Origin of the sequence: Marivita sp. GX14005 (assembly GCF_023370775.1) — a bacterium.
In the GTDB taxonomy this organism is placed as follows: domain Bacteria; phylum Pseudomonadota; class Alphaproteobacteria; order Rhodobacterales; family Rhodobacteraceae; genus Marivita.
The window spans coordinates 154,229-169,695 of record NZ_JAMCCQ010000004.1 but is presented as its reverse complement, the minus strand read 5'-3'; the positions used below and the strand labels follow the sequence as shown (position 1 = coordinate 169,695).

The window sequence follows — 15,467 nt, the reverse complement described above, 5'->3', positions numbered from 1 at the left end:
CGGGAGGGACAGACATGCCTGACACAACCTATCGCTACAACCTGTTCAGCAGGGGCGATTCCAGCGCCTTCTGGGCGCTTTTCACCGATAACCTCGTCAACCTGCTGATCCTGTCGGGGGTCTGCCAGTTCGTCTTCCAGATGCCGGCGGAGATCGTCTTCGGGCGGATCGTGCCGGGTGCCGCGATTGCGATCATCGCGGGCGTTGCGGTCTACACGCTGCTGGCCAAGCGCGCGGCGGAGCGGCTGGGCCGCGATGTGACCGCGCTGCCTTACGGGATCTCGACGCCGGTGATGTTCGTCTATCTCTTCGGCGTGATCGGTCCGATCTACTGGGCAACCGACGATCCGCTTCTGGCCTGGCAGGTCGGCATCGGCGCGGGCTTCATGGGCGGGATCGTCGCGGCGCTCGGCGCGGTGGTCGGCCCGTTCCTCAAGCGCATCACCCCGCGCGCAGGGATGCTCGGCACGCTTTGCGGGATCGCGCTCGTCTTCATCGGCGCCGTGCCGCTGGCCGAGATCTTCGAAAACCCGATCATCGGTTTCACCTCGCTGCTGTTCATCCTCTGGGGGCTGATCGGGCGCTTCCGGCTGCCGGGCAACGTGCCTGCGGGGCTGGTGGCCATCGCCGCCGGCACGATCATCGCGATTTTCCTTGGTAAATCGTCCTTCACCACCGACGGCATCGGGTTCTATCCGCCGGTCCCGTATCTGGGCGACATGATCGCCGGTATCCAGTATCTCTTCGCCAATCCCGAGCTGTTCCTCGTGCTGATCCCGGTGCAAATCTACAATTTCATCGAAACGATGAACAACGTGGAATCGGCCGAGGCGGCGGGCGACAGCTATCCGGTCGGTCTGTGCCAGGTCACGGACGGGGCGGGCACGATGCTGGGCGCGCTCTTCGGATCGCCGTTTCCGACGACGGTCTATATCGGGCATCCGGCATACAAGCGGCTGAACGGTCATGCGGGCTATATCATCGCGGTCGCGCTCGTCATCGGGGCGGCGGCGTTCATGGGGTTCCTGTCCTTCCTCGCCGGTCTCATCCCGATCGCGGCGGCAGCGCCGGTTCTGGTTTTCGTGGCGGTCAGCCTGATCACCAATACCGGCTATGCGGTGAAACCGGCGCATATGGCCGCCGTTGCCTTCGCCATCCTGCCGCATATCTCGGCCTTCCTGATGACGAAATGGGGCTCGATGATGAACGCGCTGCGCAGCGTGGGTGTCGAGGGGCTGCCCGATCTCGGCAATGCCGATCTCACCTCCGCGCTGCTGATGGAGGGCGCACATTACGAGGGGCATCTGGCGCTGAGCCAAGGAGCCATCATCACCGGGCTGGTCTGGGGCGCCATCGTGGCCGATGTGATCGACGGGCGTTTCCGCGTGGCGGGGTTCTTCGCGCTCGGCGCGGCGGCGATGTCCTCGGTCGGGATCATCCACAGCTTCACGCTTCAGGCGCCGCAGCTTGACGGGATCACCATTGGCTATCTCATCACCGGCGCGTTCATGATCTTCTATCCGATGATCGCGCCCGAGGAAGACCTGAAGCATCGCATCATCGTGCCGGACGAGCCGGACATGATCGATGACGACACACCCGCCTTCGACCGGGCCTGAGCGATCACCGCGGCGCCCCGCCTTTCCTTGCCGAAAAGAGCCGAGAATGACACAGACCCTTCTGCGCGGACGTATCCTGACCTTCCACCGCGAGCCGGAGGCGCCTGACGACACGGGCGCGTTCGATTACATCGAGGACGGTGCGCTGCTGATCGAGGGCGGGCGGATCGCCGCTTCCGGGGCTTTCGCCGAGGTGCAGGAACGCGCGCAGGACGCGCAGATCGTGGATCACCGGCCGCATCTGCTGATGGCTGGGTTCATCGATGCGCATATCCATTTCCCGCAGCTTCAGATCATGGCGAGCTGGGGCAGCCAGCTTCTCGATTGGCTCAACGGCTATACCTTCCCGGCCGAAGCCGATTTCGCCGATGCGCAGCACGCGCGCGCGATGGCCCGGCGCTTCTGCGACATGCTGGCGGCGCATGGCACGACCACGGCGGTTGCCTTCTGCTCTTCTCATCGCGCCTCTGCCGAGGCGCTTTTCGCCGAAGCGCAGAGCCGCGACATGCGCATGATCGCCGGCAAGACGATGATGGACCGGAACGCGCCGGAAGCGGTGCTCGACACGCCGCAATCGGCCTATGACGACAGCAAGGCGCTCATCGCCGAATGGCACGGGACGGGGCGGCTCTCCTACGCGATCACCCCGCGCTTCGCCATCACGTCGACGCCCGAGCAGCTTGAGATCGCGGGCGCGCTTGTGGGCGAGCATCCGGGTTGTTTCGTGCAGACGCATCTGTCCGAAAACCATGACGAGATCGCCTATACCGCCGAACTTTACCCCGATGCCCGCGATTATCTCGACGTCTATGAAGCCCGCGGCCTGCTGGGGCCGCGCACGCTTCTGGGCCATGCGATCCACCTCAGGCCGCGCGAGATCGACGCGATTGCCGCCACCGGCGCGCATCCGGTCTTCTGCCCGACGTCGAACCTCTTTCTGGGCAGCGGGCTTTTCGACGATGCCGGGCTGCGCGCGAGCAAGATCCATAGCGGGATCGCCACGGATGTCGGGGCAGGCACCAGTTTCTCGATGCTCCAGACGCTGAACGAAGGCTACAAGATCCTGCAATTGCAGAATCAGACGCTGCACACGCTGCGCGCCTTTCACTGGATCACGCGAGGCAATGCCGAAATGCTGGGCATGGCGGACAGGATCGGCACGCTTGCGGCTGGAACGGAGGCGGATATCGTCGTTCTCGACAGCCGGGCGACACCTGCGATGGCCCTGCGCATGGAGCGCGCGGAAACGCTGGCCGAGGAGCTTTTCGCGTTGCAGATGATGGGCGATGACCGTGCGGTCGTGCAGACCTATATCGCCGGGCGGGCGCAAAAGGCCGATGGTTGAGCCGCCATCGGCGCTTTCGCGCCGAGCGCGCACCGAAGCCGGGGCAGCCCATTGAAAGCCGCGCGGCAAACGGCCATATCAAGGGCATGACGATGTTCAGCCTTCATAAGAGGTTCCTGCGCTTCGCGGGAAATCTACTGAACCGCCGGTAGCCCCGGGCGGGGCAGGCCGTTGCGTGCCGCCTCACGCCTCGGGGTTCTTCCTGATCTCACACGATCACGAACAGACGACGGCCCATGCGCCGTGCCGCCTGCGATGCGCATCCTTGCATTCCGGGCGGCGCAGCGCGGGCGCGGTCGTCATGGCTTCAGTATCTTCATGGAGTATGACATGCATCCTTTCCTCTCCCATCACGATTACCTTTCCGCTTCGCCGGCCCACGCGTTGCCCCGCCATGAGCAGCCCCGCAAGGCGGGCACCCTGCGCCGCTGGCTGGGCCGCGCGTTCCGCCGCTGGCAGAGGCAGCGCATGATCGCAGCCTTCGCCGCAATGGACGACCGCCTCCTGCGCGATATCGGCATCTCGCGCAGCGACATTCCCCGTGTCGTCGACAGCCTCGACGATCGCGAGTTGCGCATGGTGCCGGTCGCGCGGGCGCCGAAGGCGGCGGGAACGATGGACGATCTTTACCGCCGCGCCGCATAGCGCCACGCCGCCGCGCGGGGCTCATCCCGCGCGGCGGCCGATCTTGCGTAGCGAACGATCCGAAGGAGATGGACCCATGATGATCTGCAAGGCCGATTTCGAAGAGCTTTTCCCCCACATCTTCAAGCCTGACATACCGGAGGACGAACCGGAGCAGCCGCGTGCCGCCATGAACGCCGCGCCGCAGGAGCCGGAGCCTTTTCGCGCCGACGATGCGGCCGGCAATGACGATGAGGACTTGCGGCCAGCGGCCTGACGGCGGTCAGAGGTCCAGCAGGGCGGACGCGATGGTGAAATAGATCAAGACGCCCGTCGCGTCCGAGATCGTCGTGACCAGCGGGCCGCTGGCCGTCGCCGGATCGAGCTTCAACCGGCTGAGCAGGAACGGCAGGGACATGCCCACGACCGAGCCGATGAGAACGACGACGAACATCGTCAGCCCGACGGTCATGGCGACATCCCAGCCGCCACGCCACGCGCCGAGCGGCACAACGACCGCCGCCATGGTCGCGCCCAGAGCGGCGGCGACGACCAACTCCCGCACGAGCAGCCGCCCCCAATCCGACATCTCCACATCCCCTGTCGCCAATGCGCGCACCATCAGCGTGGCCGATTGCGAGCCGGCGTTGCCGCTGCTGTCGATCAGAAGCGGCAGGAAGAACACGAGCGAGACATAGGCGAGGATCACATCCTCGAAATGGGCGATCCCCGCGCCGGAAAAGAGGTTCCCGACGATGAGCAGCGCCAGCCAGACGACGCGGCGCGAATAGAGCATCCCGATCCCGGCGTCCCGCATCGTCTGCTTGAAGGGCAGGACATGCGAGATCTTCTGGAAATCCTCGGTCGCCTCCTGCTGCATCACATCGGCGGCGTCGTCATGGGTGACGATACCCACCAGCCGCCCGCCATCGTCGACCACCGGGATCGCCAGCAGATCGTATCGCGCGATCAGCTTGGCGACGTCCTCCTGATCGGTGTGAACCGAAACGGAAACGGGCGCCTCCTCCATCAGCGCGGCGATTGGGGTATCCGCCTCCGCCAGGATCAGCGCGTGCAGCCGGACGGAGCCGGTCAGCCGGTGATGCGCATCGACGACATAGGAGCGGTAGATCGTCTCCGCCCCGGGCGCTTGTTCGCGCAGGGCGTCGATCGCCTCGGCCGCGGAGATTTCGGCGTTCAGGACCGCGTAATCGGAGGTCATGATCGCCCCGGCGCTTTCGCCGGGATGCGCGGCAAGACGGCGGATATCCTCGCGGTCCTCGGCAGGCAAATCGCCGATCAGGCCGTTCTGGTCCTCCGGCGGCAGCGCGCCGAAGAGATCGGCGCGGTCATCGGCATCCATCCGGGTGACGATCCCGGCCAGCACCGCGCCGGGAAGCGCGCGGGCCAGAGCGCTCTGCATATCGAGCGGCAGATGACCGAAAATCCTGGCCTGACGGGCCGGTGCGAGCGGCAGAATGAAGGGCAGCGCGTCCTCGGGTGCAAGGCGCGACAGCCAGACCGCCACATCGACCGGACGGCCGGTTTCAGCAAATCGCCGCGCGGCACCGGGATCGTGCGGGTTGGGGGCGGGATCGGACATGGGAACCTCTCAGAGACCTCATCCGCGCAACATCATGTGCACCGTGCAAGAGACCGAATTGCACGCGGTTTGTCGAGACATTCCAGCCAAGCCGACGCGCGGGCGCGTCAGATCAGCCAGGGCGCGATCTCGGGCCGCTCCAGCACCGCGCGCATCTGCGCCTCGGCGTCGTTTTCGGACATGCGCAGCGCCATCGGCGCGCGGGTGGGGCCGCATTCGATGCCGCGAAGGCGCAGCGCCGCTTTCATGCCGGGAAGAACGCCGGTGTCCAGAAGCGCCTCGACGAAGATTTGCGAGGCCTCCTGCAATTCCTGCGCGCGCGGAAGATCGCCCTGCCGCATCGCCGCATGGAGCGCGACATAGAGCTTGCCCAGAATGTTGTAGGTGGTGCCGATCCCGCCATCCGCGCCAAGCACCGCGCCGGTGGTGTAGATCTCGTCGAAGCCGAAGAAATAGGTCGCCTCCGGGCAGCGGCGGCGCAGCATGGAGAACTTGAACATGTCGGTCGAGGTGAACTTGATCCCCGAAACATTGGGGAAATTCAGGATCCGTTCGAGCGACGGGAGCGGAATGGGCCGTCCGGTGCGGATCGGCACTTCGTAGACGATGAGCGGCAGCTCCGTCGCCGCAGCGAGATCGCGGTAGTAGGTTTCGATTTCCGCATCGCTGAACGGGTAGGAATGGGGCGGCAGCGCCGACAGGGCGTGATAGCCCAGATCGCGGGCGCGTTCGGCAAGGCGGATCGAATCGCGCAGGTTGGGCGCGCCGACATGCGCGATGAGCGTGGTGCCGCGCCCCTTGGCGCAATCGGCGACGATGGCCTGCTGCGCCAGAAGCTCCTCGACATTGAGCAGCCCGGCCTCACCGCTGCTGCCGCCGACATAGAGCCCGGCGAGATCCTGTTTGAGAACATAGTCGGTCAGCCCGCGCTGGCGCGTCTCATCGAAGCCGCCGTTATCCGCAAGCCCGGTCATCAGCGCGGCATACATCCCGGTCAGTGTCTTGGTCATCGCGGTCTTCCCTTTGTCGATCCCGGCGCGGTGTCGGAGTTTGGCCTGACAAAACGCGCTTGTTTTTCGGTCCCACAAATACAGCCGGGGAATTTCGTTTGACAAGAAATTTTTTTGGTAATACCAAAATTGCAGGAGGATGGGCCGATGGCACAGACTGGCATTGCGGAAACCGCCCAGAAGCGCACGCCGGACGTGATTGCGGAGGCGCTGATCGCCGATATCCGCGAGGGCGGCTTCCCGCCCGAGACGCCCCTTCCGACCGAGCGCGACCTTTGCGAACGCTTTTCCGCATCCCGCCCGACGGTGCGCGAAGCGCTGGCCCAGTTGCAGATGCGGGGCTATGCGACCGCAGGCGCGGGCAGGCGGCCGCGCGCGTCATTGCCGTCCATCGCCAGCGTCCTGAAGGGAACGGGCGATCATATCCGCGAGATTCTGGGCGATGCCGAAAGCGGCGCGCATCTCGAACAGATGCGGCAATTCATCGAAACCGGCGCGGCGCGCGAGGCGGCCAAGCGGGCCGACAACGCGCAGCTGGCCAAACTGCAAACCGCGCTGGAAGACAATTTCCGCGCCATCGGCGAGGCGGAGTTCGCCCGCACCGATATCGCCTTTCACCGCGCGCTGGTTTCGGTCGTCGGCAACCCGGTGATCCTGACGCTGCACGATATGTTCGTCAGCACCATGATCGCGCACCGCCCGGCAACGGATGACGCGCTGCGCTATGACCGGATCGCCTATGACGAGCACCGGCAGATCTACCAGGCGATCCTCGATGGCGACGTTCTGGCCGCGACGGACGTGATGGATCGACACCTGATCCGCTCCTATCGCGCGCGGCTTCAGGCACCGGAGCTTTCGCCGGGCGCGGAGTGACACGGCAAAGGGCCGAACCGGCCATTCATCGACAACCAAGGAGGAACCGATGACATTCAAGACAACACTTCTCGCGGGGGCGGCAACGCTCGCGCTGGCCGCGCCGGTGATGGCCGAGCGGGAGCTGACGCTCGGGATGCAGGACAACGAGGCGAGCAACGTCTTTGCCGGCGCGCAGGAATTCGCCCAGACGCTCGAAGACGTATCGGGCGGCGAATTGACGGTTAACCTGTTTCCGTCCTCCACCCTCGGCGATTTCAAGGCGATGGTCGCGCAGCTTCAGGCCGGCGAGCTGGACATGGTCATCACCGGCTATCCCGACATGAGCTACATCATCCCCGAGCTGAACCTGATCGGCGCGCCCTATGTGGCCGATGATTTCGATCACCTTCAGCAGATCATCGCCGGCGATTGGGGTCAGGAGATGGCTGCCAAGTTCGAGGAGCAGGGCGTGCATCTGCTCGACGTCTGGTATTACGGCACGCGCCAGACCACCGCGAACCGCGCCATCGAAAGCATCGAGGACATGGAAGGCCTGCGCCTGCGCACTCCGAACGTGCCTTTCCTGATCGCCTATGCCGAGAATGTCGGCGCGACGCCCGCGCCGGTGGCTTTCGCCGAGGTGTATCTTGCGCTGCAGACCAACCAGGTCGATGCGCAGGAGAACCCGCTGCCGACCATCGACGCGATGAAGTTCTACGAAGTGCAGAGCCATGTCGCGATGACCAACCATTTCGTCGCTTCCGCCGCCGTGCAGATCTCGGACGATCTCTGGGACAGCCTGAGCGATGAGGAAAAGGGCTGGATCGATGAGGCAGTCGCCGCCGGCGGCACCGTCAACAACGAACGCACCGAGCAGGCCGAGCAGGATCTGATCGCGACTTTCGAGGAGCGCGGGCTGACCATCACGCGCCCCGATCTTGCACCGTTCCGCGAGGCGATGCAGCCCTACTACGACACGCTGGAAGCGGAGTTCGGCGAAGGCGCCATCGCCCGCGTGCGCGGCGAGTAAGCCACCCCAGGGCGGGCGTTCGCGCCCGCCTGTCCCGCTCGGATCAGGAGGCGATCCCCGATGAAACCGCAAGGTAAATACAGTGTCGAAGGGATCGTCGCCTCGATCCTCTTCATCGCGTTGATCGGCATAGTGCTGATCCAGGTCTTTGGTCGCACGCCGCTCTTTCGCGGCCCGGTCTGGACGGAGGAAGCCGCGCGCTGGATCTGGGTCTGGATGGCCTTCGTGGCGATTGCCGAGGTCGAGCGGAAGGACGGGCAGCTCAAGATGGCCTTCCTGGCCGATCTGATGCCGGGCAAGGTCCGGCTGGTGCTTTATACGCTGATCGATCTGGTGTTCCTCTGGATCGTCGGCCACCTGATCTGGATCAGCTACAAGACGGTTCTGCGTACATCGAACAACATCACCGTCACGCTGCCGACCGTTGATGCGGTGCTCTATGCCTCCGCGCTGGTCGGGTTCGTGCTGATCCTGCACCGGATCGTGCGCCGCCTCATCTCGCGCCGAGAAGTGACGGTCAAACGGGAGCCGACGCTATGACGCTTGCCGCTGTCGGGATCCTGTGGCTGATCTTCGTCCTGATCGGCGTTCCCATCGGTATCGCGATGATCTTCGTGTCGATGGGGTATTTCTATTATACCGGCATGGGCATCAGCTTTGCCGCGCAGCGGATGGTGGATGGGCTCAACAGCTTTCCCCTGCTCGCCGTGCCGCTTTTCATCCTCGCCGCCGGGGTGCTCAATTCGGCCGGGATCACGAACCATCTCTTCGGTTTCGCCCGTTCGCTTGTCGGGCATATCACCGGCGGGCTGGGGCATGTGAACGTGCTGGCCTCGCTCTTTTTCTCGGGCATGTCCGGCTCGGCGCTCGCCGATGCGGGGGGTCTCGGCAAAATGGAGATCGAGGCGATGCGCAAGGCCGGCTATGACGACGATTTCGCCGGAGCGGTGACCGCCGCGTCGTCGATGATCGGCCCGCTTGTGCCGCCGTCGATCACGATGGTGCTGTATGGCGTGATCGCCAATGTCTCCATCGGCAAGCTGTTCCTGGGCGGGATCGTGCCCGGCGTTCTTTGCGCCATCGCACTCATGAGCATGGTCTGGTTCATCGCCCGCAAGCGCGGCTATCCGACCGACACGCGCAGCAGCGCGGGCGAGATCGGAACGCTCTTCGTCAAATCGCTGCCGGCGCTCCTAACTCCGGTCGTCATCGTCGGCGGCATCTTCTCGGGGCTCTTCTCCCCGACCGAGGCGGCGGCGATCACGGTGCTTTACGCGATCCTCATCGATCTGGTGTTCTACCGCGAACTGACATGGCGCAAGCTCTGGGATTCGATCTACGAGACAACAGTGACCTCCGCCTCCATCGCGACCATCGTGGCGGGCGTTGCGCTTCTCAGCTTCATCATGGCGCGCGAACAGGCGCCGCAGCAGATCGCCACCTTCTTCCTGTCCATCGCCGACAGCCCGATCACCTTCCTGATCGCGGTCAATGTGATGATCTTCTTTCTCGGCTGCTTCATCGAGGCGCTGGTGATCCTGCTCGTCGTGGTGCCGATCCTCGTGCCGGTGGCGATGGGCTTCGGCATCGACCCGGTGCATTTCGGCATCATCACGGTTCTGAACCTGATGATCTCGATTCTCACCCCGCCGATGGGCATGGCGCTGTTCGTTGTCGCGCAGGTGGGAGAAATTCCCTACCAGCGGCTCGCCAAGGCGATCCTGCCCTGGCTGATCCCGCCCTTCGTGGTGCTCATCCTGATCTGTGCCTTCCCGATCCTCGTGACCGGCTTGCCGAGCCTGATGGAGTGACGATGATGGATGCCTTGACCCTTTTGCGCGGCGGGCTCGTCGTGTCGTGCCAGCCCGTCGATGACGGCCCGATGGACCGCCCCGAGATCGTCGCCGCGATGGCGCAGGCCGCCGCGGCCGGCGGGGCGCATGCGATACGGATCGAGGGGGTGGAAAACCTGCGCGCCGTGCGCCCGCATGTCGATGTGCCGATCATCGGCATCGTGAAGCGCGATCTTGAACGCAGCCCGGTGCGGATCACGCCTTATCTTGAAGATGTCGCCGCGCTGGCCGAGGCGGGCGCGGATGTCATCGCCTATGACGCGACGGACCGCGCGCGCCCCGAAACCAGCGCGGCGCTCGTGCGGGCGATCCGCGAGGCCGGTGCGCTGGCGATGGCCGATTGCGCGACGCTGGCCGATGGAAGCCGGGCGCAGGCCGAAGGGGCGGCGATCCTCGGCACGACGCTGTCGGGCTATACCGCCGAAACCGAGGGCCGGGGCGACGGCGTCGATTACGAGTTGATCGCGGGATTCCGCGCGCTTGGCGGGTTCGTCATGGCTGAAGGGCGGGTGAACACGCCCGATCTGGCGGCGCGCGCGCTTGGCGCCGGAGCGGATGCGGTGACGGTCGGAACGGCGCTCACCCGGCTGGAGATCATGACGGGCTGGTTCGCGCAAAGCATTGCCGAGGCGAAGGAGCGCGGGGCATGACCGCGCTGCACAAGCAAGACCTGACGGGGTTCGCCGCCGATCTTGGCGGCACGAAGATCGCCGCCGCGCGGATCGAGCGGGGCGAGGTCGTGGGCCGCCGTCAGATGCCGACCGATGGCAGCGCCGGGCCGGAGGCGCAGCTTGCCGCGATGCGCGAGTTGCTGACCGGGCTCGGCCATGCGCGCGGCGCACCGCTGGGGATTGCCGTTGCCGGGCGGATCGACGCGGCAGGCAAGTGGCACGCCGTCAATCACGGCACCTTCTCCGCGATCCGCGATTTCGATCTGGGCGCAGCTGCCGAAACGGCGTTCGGCGGCGCGAGTTGCGTAAACGATGCCGCCGCCGCCGCGCTTGGCGAGGGGCTGTTCGGCGCGGGGCGCGACAGCGAGGCATTCGCCTATATCACCGTCTCCACCGGTGTCGGCGGCGGGCTGGTGCTGGGCAAGCGGCTTGTCACCAGCGCGAACGGGTTGGCCGGGCATGTCGGTTTCGCCTCCAGCCCGCTCGGGCGCGGGCCTTGCGGCAGCGGGCGGCGCGGCACGGTCGAGAGCGTGGCCGGCGGGCGGGCGATTGCCGCCGCCGCCGCCGCTGCGGGCAATGAGGGCTGCGATGCGCGTGCCGTCTTTGCCGCCGCAGCGGACGGGGCGGGCTGGGCGGAGGAGATCATCGGCCACTCGGCCGAGGCCATCGCCTGCCTGATCGCCGATCTGGGGGCCATTCTCGGGCTCGACACGGTCGCGCTTGGCGGCAGCATCGGGCTTGCGCCGGGCTATCTGGACCGCGTGCGCAGCGCGCTTGCGCAAGAGCCCGAACCGTTCCGCCCGCGCGTCTTGGCGGCTGAACTGGCGCATGACGCGCCGCTGATCGGTGCGCTTGCCGCCGAGACTGGAAGGAAACACGCATGAAAGTCTTGATCCTGCCGGATGAAGGCGCGGCGATCCTGCGCGCCGCCGATATCGTCGCGCGAACGGTGGCGGCGCAACCGAAGGCCGTTCTGGGGCTGGCGACCGGCGGCACGATGCTGCCGCTTTATGAGGAACTGGCGCGCCGGCACCGCGAGGAGGGTCTGTCCTTTGCCGGCGTGACCAGCTTCAATCTCGACGAATATATCGGCCTCGCGCCGGATCATCCCTGTTCGTATCATCACTACATGGAAAAGGCGTTCTTTTCCCATGTCGATATCGACCGCGCGCGCGCGCATTTGCCCAAGGGCGATGCGCCCGATCCGCAGGCGGCATCGGAGGCCTATGAGGCGCTGATCGCAGACGCCGGCGGGATCGATCTGCAGCTTCTCGGGATCGGGCAGAACGGGCATATCGGCTTCAACGAACCGACCGCCAGCCTCGGCTCGCGGACGCGGATCAAGACGCTGACGCAAAGCACGCGCCGCGCCAACCAGCGGTATTTCGCGTCTTTCGAGGACACTCCGCAATATGCGATCACCACGGGCGTCGCGACGATCCTGGAATCGCGCAAATGCCTGCTGATCGCGACGGGCGCCGCCAAGGCGCGGGCCGTGCGCCAGATGGTCGAAGGGCCGGTGAGCGCGGTTTGCCCGGCCTCCGCGCTGCAGCTTCACGCGCGGGCGACGGTCGTGCTCGACGAAGAGGCGGCGGCGGAGCTGACGTTGAGGGATTACTACGAAACCGTGCATCCGAGGGGGCAAGACAGTGTCTTCGACTGACCAGGGCCGCAGCGGCCGCATTTTCGCGCGCGACCTGTTCGACGGGACAGGGGGGCCGGCGCTCAGGGATCGGATCGTCCATTTCGATGGCGGACGGATCACCGAAATCCGGCCAGCCAGCGCAAGGGACGACGCCCCCGAGGTCGATATCCTCGCGCCCGGCTTCATCGACATGCAGATCAACGGTGCCGCCGACACGCAGTTCAACTTCGATCCCAGCGCGGCGGCGCTGCGGCGGATCGCCCACGGTTCACGCGAGGGCGGGACGGCCTATATCCTGCCGACCTTCATCACAGCGGCGGGAACCGATTACGCCCGCGCGCTGGATGCGGTGCACAGCGCCGTCGAAGAGGGCGTTCCGGGGATTCTCGGTCTTCATCTCGAAGGCCCGTTCCTGTCGCATCTGCGGCCCGGCATCCACGATCCCGTTGCGATCCGGCAGATGGACGAAAGCGATCTGGACCGGCTCACGGCGGCGGATGTCGGCACGGTGCTGCTCACCCTCGCGCCCGAAGCGTTGCCCGCCGGTATGCTCAAACGGCTGACGCAGGCCGGTCTGCGCGTCTTTGCCGGGCACACCGAAGCGACAGCGGACCAGATCGCGCAGGCAGAGGCCGAGGGGCTTGTTGGTGTCACGCATCTGTTCAACGCGATGTCCCAGATGACTGGCCGCGCGCCCGGCGTTGTCGGCGCGGCGTTCGCGTCCGAGACGCTTTTCGCCGGTATCATCGCGGACGGGCACCATGTCGATTGGCGCAATATCGCCGTCGCGGCGCGGCTCATGCCGGATCGGCTTTGCCTCGTGACCGATGCGATGCTGACATTGGCCGGGAATCTGACGCAGTTCGAGCTGCACGGCGAGGTAATCACGCAAAGCGGGGGCCGCCTGACCAATGCGGCGGGCACCCTGGCCGGGGCGCATGTCAGCATGATCGAATGTGTCCGCAACATGCACGATCATACAGGTGTGCCGCTCGAAAGGATCATTGCCATGGCGAGCGGCAATCCCGCCCGCGCGCTGGGGCTGGAGCGCAGCGTCGGCACCATCTCCGAAGGGGCGCGCGCCAGCTTCACCTGCCTGACCGGCGATCTGGGTGTCGCCGGCGTGATCGTCGACGGGCGGCAGGAACTCTAGCGCCGCATGCGCAGGCTGACCGAGGCGCCGGGGCCGGTCGCCTCGATGATGACCGCGCCGCCATGCCGCCGCGCGACCTGATCGGCGAAGGCAAGGCCAAGCCCGCTGCCCTCCCCCGGCTGTAGCTGGCTGAACCGGCCGAGCGCGAGATCGACCTGATCGGCGGGGATGCCCTTGCCGTCATCCGTGACGGTGAGCACGACATCCCGTCCGGCTTCGGCGATCGAAACGTCGATCCGGCCCAGCCTCGCGCCGCCATGTCGGATGGCGTTGTCGACAAGATTTCCGAGCGCCTCGGCAAGCAGGGTGCGGTTTCCGCGCACATCGAGCCGGTCCGGGGGCGCGACGAAGGAGAACTCGATGCCCGCCTCCATCGCCTGCGGCGCAAGGTCGTGGCACACCTCCTTGGCCATATCGACCGCGTCGAACGCGGTTTTCGGGATCGTGTCGCCGTAACGCAGCCGTTCCATCGACAGAAGCTGGTTCGCCAGACGTGCCGATTTGCGCGCTGCCCCGATCAACGCGCGCTCGCGGCGCTGGCGCTCTGCGGGATCATGCGTGCCGGGCAGGCTTTCGGCCAGTGATAGCAAGGCCGATGCCGGGTTGCGCAACTGGTGCGCCGCGTCGGAGATGAAGGCCTGATGCGATTGGATGCTCTGCTCGACCTGCCCGAAGAGCCGGTTGAGCGTGGCGACGATCCCGGACACCTCGACGGGAACGGGGCGGCGGATGCGGCTGAGATCGTCGGGCGTGCGCCGCTCGATCGCGTCCTGCAGATCGCTCAGCGGGCGCAGGCCGCGCTTGACGCCGAACCACACCACCAGCGCCAGCGTCAGCATCAAGGCCCCGATCAGCGCGAAGGCGCGCCATGCCAGATCGGCGGCAAAGCCGCTGCGGTCGGCGACTCGCTGCCAGACGGTGACGACCGACTCGCCGGTCAGATTGCCGATGGTCGCGGTTTCGGCCAGCCGCAGCACGCGCACCGGCTCGCCGCGATATTCGGCGATGCGGTATTCCGGCTCGCCCAGCCCAGCGGTCGGGCGGAAGGCGGGCGGGTAGGCATAGCCGGTGACATAGATGCCATCGGGCGCGGCGACATGGTAGAACACTTCGCCGCCCCCCGCATCCGAGACAAGCGCACGGGTTTTCGGTGACAGCGCATCGCCGCCCGAGCCGGCCACATCGCGCGAGATCGCGAGCGCGGCGGCCAGGAGGCCGCGGTCGAAGAGCGCTTCGGCGGTTTGCTGTGCGACGGAGTAGCGCCAGAACCCCAGCAGCAGCGCGACGGCAAGCAGCGGAGTGAGGATCAGCGCGAAGAGCCGGAGCCGTAGCGACGTGGCGGTCATTCCTGCGATTCCAGCATGTAGCCGAGCCCCCGCGCGGTCTTGATCCGCACGCCGTAGCCATCGAGCCGCCGGCGCAGCCGCGAGACATGCGGCTCTATCGCGCTTTCCTCAACGTCGGCGCCGGTGCCGTAGACATGCGCGGTCAGCGCGGGTTTCGACACGATCCGGCCGCGGCGTTCGATCAGACATTCCAGCAGCGCGACCTCGCGCCGGGGCAGATCGAGCGCGCTTTCGCCGTCCATCACCTGCCGGCTGCCCCTGTCGAAGACAAGGCGGCCCAGCGGCTCGCGCGCGACGAAGACCAGATCGCGCCGACGGGCCAGCGCCCTCAGCCGCGCTTCGAGCTCGTCCATCTCGAAGGGTTTGACGAGGTAGTCGTCCGCCCCCGCATCGAGCCCGGCCACCCTGTCCTGCGTATCGGAGCGCGCGGTGAGCAGGATCACCGGCACGCCATCTCCCCGGCCGCGCAGTGAGCGCAGCACATCGAGCCCGCTCTGCCCCGGCAGGTTGATGTCGAGCACGACAAGATCGGCCCCTTCGCGCGACAGGAAATCGGCGGCCTCCAGCCCGTCGTGCAGGATATCGACGGAATGTCCCCGGTCGCGCAGACGGTAGGCGATCCCGTCCGCCAGTTCGCTGTTGTCTTCGATCACCGCGATGCGCATGGACGCTCTTTCTCATGTTGCGCAAGTTTCGCGCAAGGTTGGCAC

General features: G+C 66.2%; 16 protein-coding genes. 12 read left to right on the top strand and 4 right to left on the bottom strand.

Annotated elements, in window-relative coordinates:
* The first annotated feature begins 14 nt into the window (after positions 1-14).
* From M3465_RS12845 to M3465_RS12830, 4 genes are all read left to right on the top strand, one after another.
* Entirely contained in the window at positions 15-1,619 is a 1,605-nt protein-coding gene (locus M3465_RS12845; RefSeq protein ID WP_249502164.1) for a xanthine/uracil/vitamin C permease, read from the top strand.
* A 46-nt stretch (positions 1,620-1,665) separates the two neighbouring features.
* On the top strand, positions 1,666-2,964 hold the full coding sequence (gene guaD, locus M3465_RS12840; protein WP_249502163.1) for a guanine deaminase: 1,299 nt from the start codon (positions 1,666-1,668) through the stop codon (positions 2,962-2,964).
* A gap of 330 nt (positions 2,965-3,294) precedes the next feature.
* The gene (locus M3465_RS12835; protein ID WP_249502162.1) at positions 3,295-3,609 is read left to right on the top strand and encodes a DUF1127 domain-containing protein; all 315 of its coding nucleotides are present in this window, start codon (positions 3,295-3,297) and stop codon (positions 3,607-3,609) included.
* Between the two features lie 76 nt (positions 3,610-3,685).
* Entirely contained in the window at positions 3,686-3,865 is a 180-nt protein-coding gene (locus M3465_RS12830) for a hypothetical protein (protein ID WP_249502161.1), read from the top strand.
* Between the two features lie 6 nt (positions 3,866-3,871).
* Here M3465_RS12830 and mgtE read toward each other — a convergent pair whose 3' ends face one another.
* On the bottom strand, positions 3,872-5,191 hold the full coding sequence (gene mgtE, locus M3465_RS12825; protein ID WP_249502160.1) for a magnesium transporter: 1,320 nt from the start codon (positions 5,189-5,191) through the stop codon (positions 3,872-3,874).
* A 107-nt stretch (positions 5,192-5,298) separates the two neighbouring features.
* Positions 5,299-6,201, bottom strand: a complete 903-nt coding sequence (locus tag M3465_RS12820; protein WP_249502159.1) for a dihydrodipicolinate synthase family protein — start codon at positions 6,199-6,201, stop codon at positions 5,299-5,301.
* Between the two features lie 147 nt (positions 6,202-6,348).
* On the opposite strand from M3465_RS12820, the gene M3465_RS12815 reads away from it, so the two are divergent.
* Genes M3465_RS12815 through nagA form a run of 8 tightly spaced genes read left to right on the top strand, consistent with a single transcriptional unit; the run spans position 6,349 to position 13,411 of the window.
* The gene (locus M3465_RS12815; RefSeq protein ID WP_249502158.1) at positions 6,349-7,077 is read left to right on the top strand and encodes a FadR/GntR family transcriptional regulator; all 729 of its coding nucleotides are present in this window, start codon (positions 6,349-6,351) and stop codon (positions 7,075-7,077) included.
* Positions 7,078-7,126: 49 nt separating this feature from the next.
* Positions 7,127-8,089: a sialic acid TRAP transporter substrate-binding protein SiaP gene (locus tag M3465_RS12810; RefSeq protein WP_249502157.1), complete on the top strand. Its 963-nt coding sequence runs from the start codon at positions 7,127-7,129 to the stop codon at positions 8,087-8,089.
* Between the two features lie 60 nt (positions 8,090-8,149).
* Positions 8,150-8,629: a TRAP transporter small permease gene (locus tag M3465_RS12805; protein ID WP_249502156.1), complete on the top strand. Its 480-nt coding sequence runs from the start codon at positions 8,150-8,152 to the stop codon at positions 8,627-8,629.
* On the top strand, positions 8,626-9,900 hold the full coding sequence (locus tag M3465_RS12800; protein WP_249502155.1) for a TRAP transporter large permease: 1,275 nt from the start codon (positions 8,626-8,628) through the stop codon (positions 9,898-9,900). The genes M3465_RS12805 and M3465_RS12800 overlap by 4 nt, the downstream gene beginning before the upstream one ends.
* Positions 9,901-9,902: 2 nt before the next feature.
* Positions 9,903-10,592, top strand: coding sequence for an N-acetylmannosamine-6-phosphate 2-epimerase (locus tag M3465_RS12795; protein ID WP_249502154.1), 690 nt, complete (start codon positions 9,903-9,905; stop codon positions 10,590-10,592).
* A complete protein-coding gene (locus M3465_RS12790) occupies positions 10,589-11,497 on the top strand; it encodes an ROK family protein (protein WP_249502153.1) in 909 nt (302 codons plus the stop codon). Before M3465_RS12795 ends, M3465_RS12790 begins: the two co-directional genes overlap by 4 nt.
* The gene (gene nagB, locus M3465_RS12785; protein ID WP_249502152.1) at positions 11,494-12,276 is read left to right on the top strand and encodes a glucosamine-6-phosphate deaminase; all 783 of its coding nucleotides are present in this window, start codon (positions 11,494-11,496) and stop codon (positions 12,274-12,276) included. The genes M3465_RS12790 and nagB overlap by 4 nt, the downstream gene beginning before the upstream one ends.
* Positions 12,263-13,411: an N-acetylglucosamine-6-phosphate deacetylase gene (gene nagA, locus M3465_RS12780; RefSeq protein WP_249502151.1), complete on the top strand. Its 1,149-nt coding sequence runs from the start codon at positions 12,263-12,265 to the stop codon at positions 13,409-13,411. Before nagB ends, nagA begins: the two co-directional genes overlap by 14 nt.
* Here nagA and M3465_RS12775 read toward each other — a convergent pair.
* The gene (locus M3465_RS12775; protein ID WP_249502150.1) at positions 13,408-14,757 is read right to left on the bottom strand and encodes a sensor histidine kinase; all 1,350 of its coding nucleotides are present in this window, start codon (positions 14,755-14,757) and stop codon (positions 13,408-13,410) included. The two genes, nagA and M3465_RS12775, sit on opposite strands and share 4 nt — an antisense overlap.
* Positions 14,754-15,422 (bottom strand): response regulator transcription factor, encoded by a 669-nt coding sequence (locus M3465_RS12770; protein ID WP_249502149.1) that lies wholly within the window; start codon positions 15,420-15,422, stop codon positions 14,754-14,756. The genes M3465_RS12775 and M3465_RS12770 overlap by 4 nt, the downstream gene beginning before the upstream one ends.
* Between the last annotated feature and the right edge of the window lie 45 nt (positions 15,423-15,467).

Bases quoted from the DNA above. Each gene is read 5' to 3' on its own strand.
- M3465_RS12845 (WP_249502164.1), top strand. From the start codon at position 15: ATGCCTGACACAACCTATCGCTACAACCTGTTCAGCAGGGGCGATTCC.
- guaD (WP_249502163.1), top strand. From the start codon at position 1,666: ATGACACAGACCCTTCTGCGCGGACGTATCCTGACCTTCCACCGCGAG.
- M3465_RS12835 (WP_249502162.1), top strand. From the start codon at position 3,295: ATGCATCCTTTCCTCTCCCATCACGATTACCTTTCCGCTTCGCCGGCC.
- M3465_RS12830 (WP_249502161.1), top strand. From the start codon at position 3,686: ATGATGATCTGCAAGGCCGATTTCGAAGAGCTTTTCCCCCACATCTTC.
- mgtE (WP_249502160.1), bottom strand. From the start codon at position 5,191: ATGTCCGATCCCGCCCCCAACCCGCACGATCCCGGTGCCGCGCGGCGA.
- M3465_RS12820 (WP_249502159.1), bottom strand. From the start codon at position 6,201: ATGACCAAGACACTGACCGGGATGTATGCCGCGCTGATGACCGGGCTT.
- M3465_RS12815 (WP_249502158.1), top strand. From the start codon at position 6,349: ATGGCACAGACTGGCATTGCGGAAACCGCCCAGAAGCGCACGCCGGAC.
- M3465_RS12810 (WP_249502157.1), top strand. From the start codon at position 7,127: ATGACATTCAAGACAACACTTCTCGCGGGGGCGGCAACGCTCGCGCTG.
- M3465_RS12805 (WP_249502156.1), top strand. From the start codon at position 8,150: ATGAAACCGCAAGGTAAATACAGTGTCGAAGGGATCGTCGCCTCGATC.
- M3465_RS12800 (WP_249502155.1), top strand. From the start codon at position 8,626: ATGACGCTTGCCGCTGTCGGGATCCTGTGGCTGATCTTCGTCCTGATC.
- M3465_RS12795 (WP_249502154.1), top strand. From the start codon at position 9,903: ATGATGGATGCCTTGACCCTTTTGCGCGGCGGGCTCGTCGTGTCGTGC.
- M3465_RS12790 (WP_249502153.1), top strand. From the start codon at position 10,589: ATGACCGCGCTGCACAAGCAAGACCTGACGGGGTTCGCCGCCGATCTT.
- nagB (WP_249502152.1), top strand. From the start codon at position 11,494: ATGAAAGTCTTGATCCTGCCGGATGAAGGCGCGGCGATCCTGCGCGCC.
- M3465_RS12775 (WP_249502150.1), bottom strand. From the start codon at position 14,757: ATGACCGCCACGTCGCTACGGCTCCGGCTCTTCGCGCTGATCCTCACT.
- M3465_RS12770 (WP_249502149.1), bottom strand. From the start codon at position 15,422: ATGCGCATCGCGGTGATCGAAGACAACAGCGAACTGGCGGACGGGATC.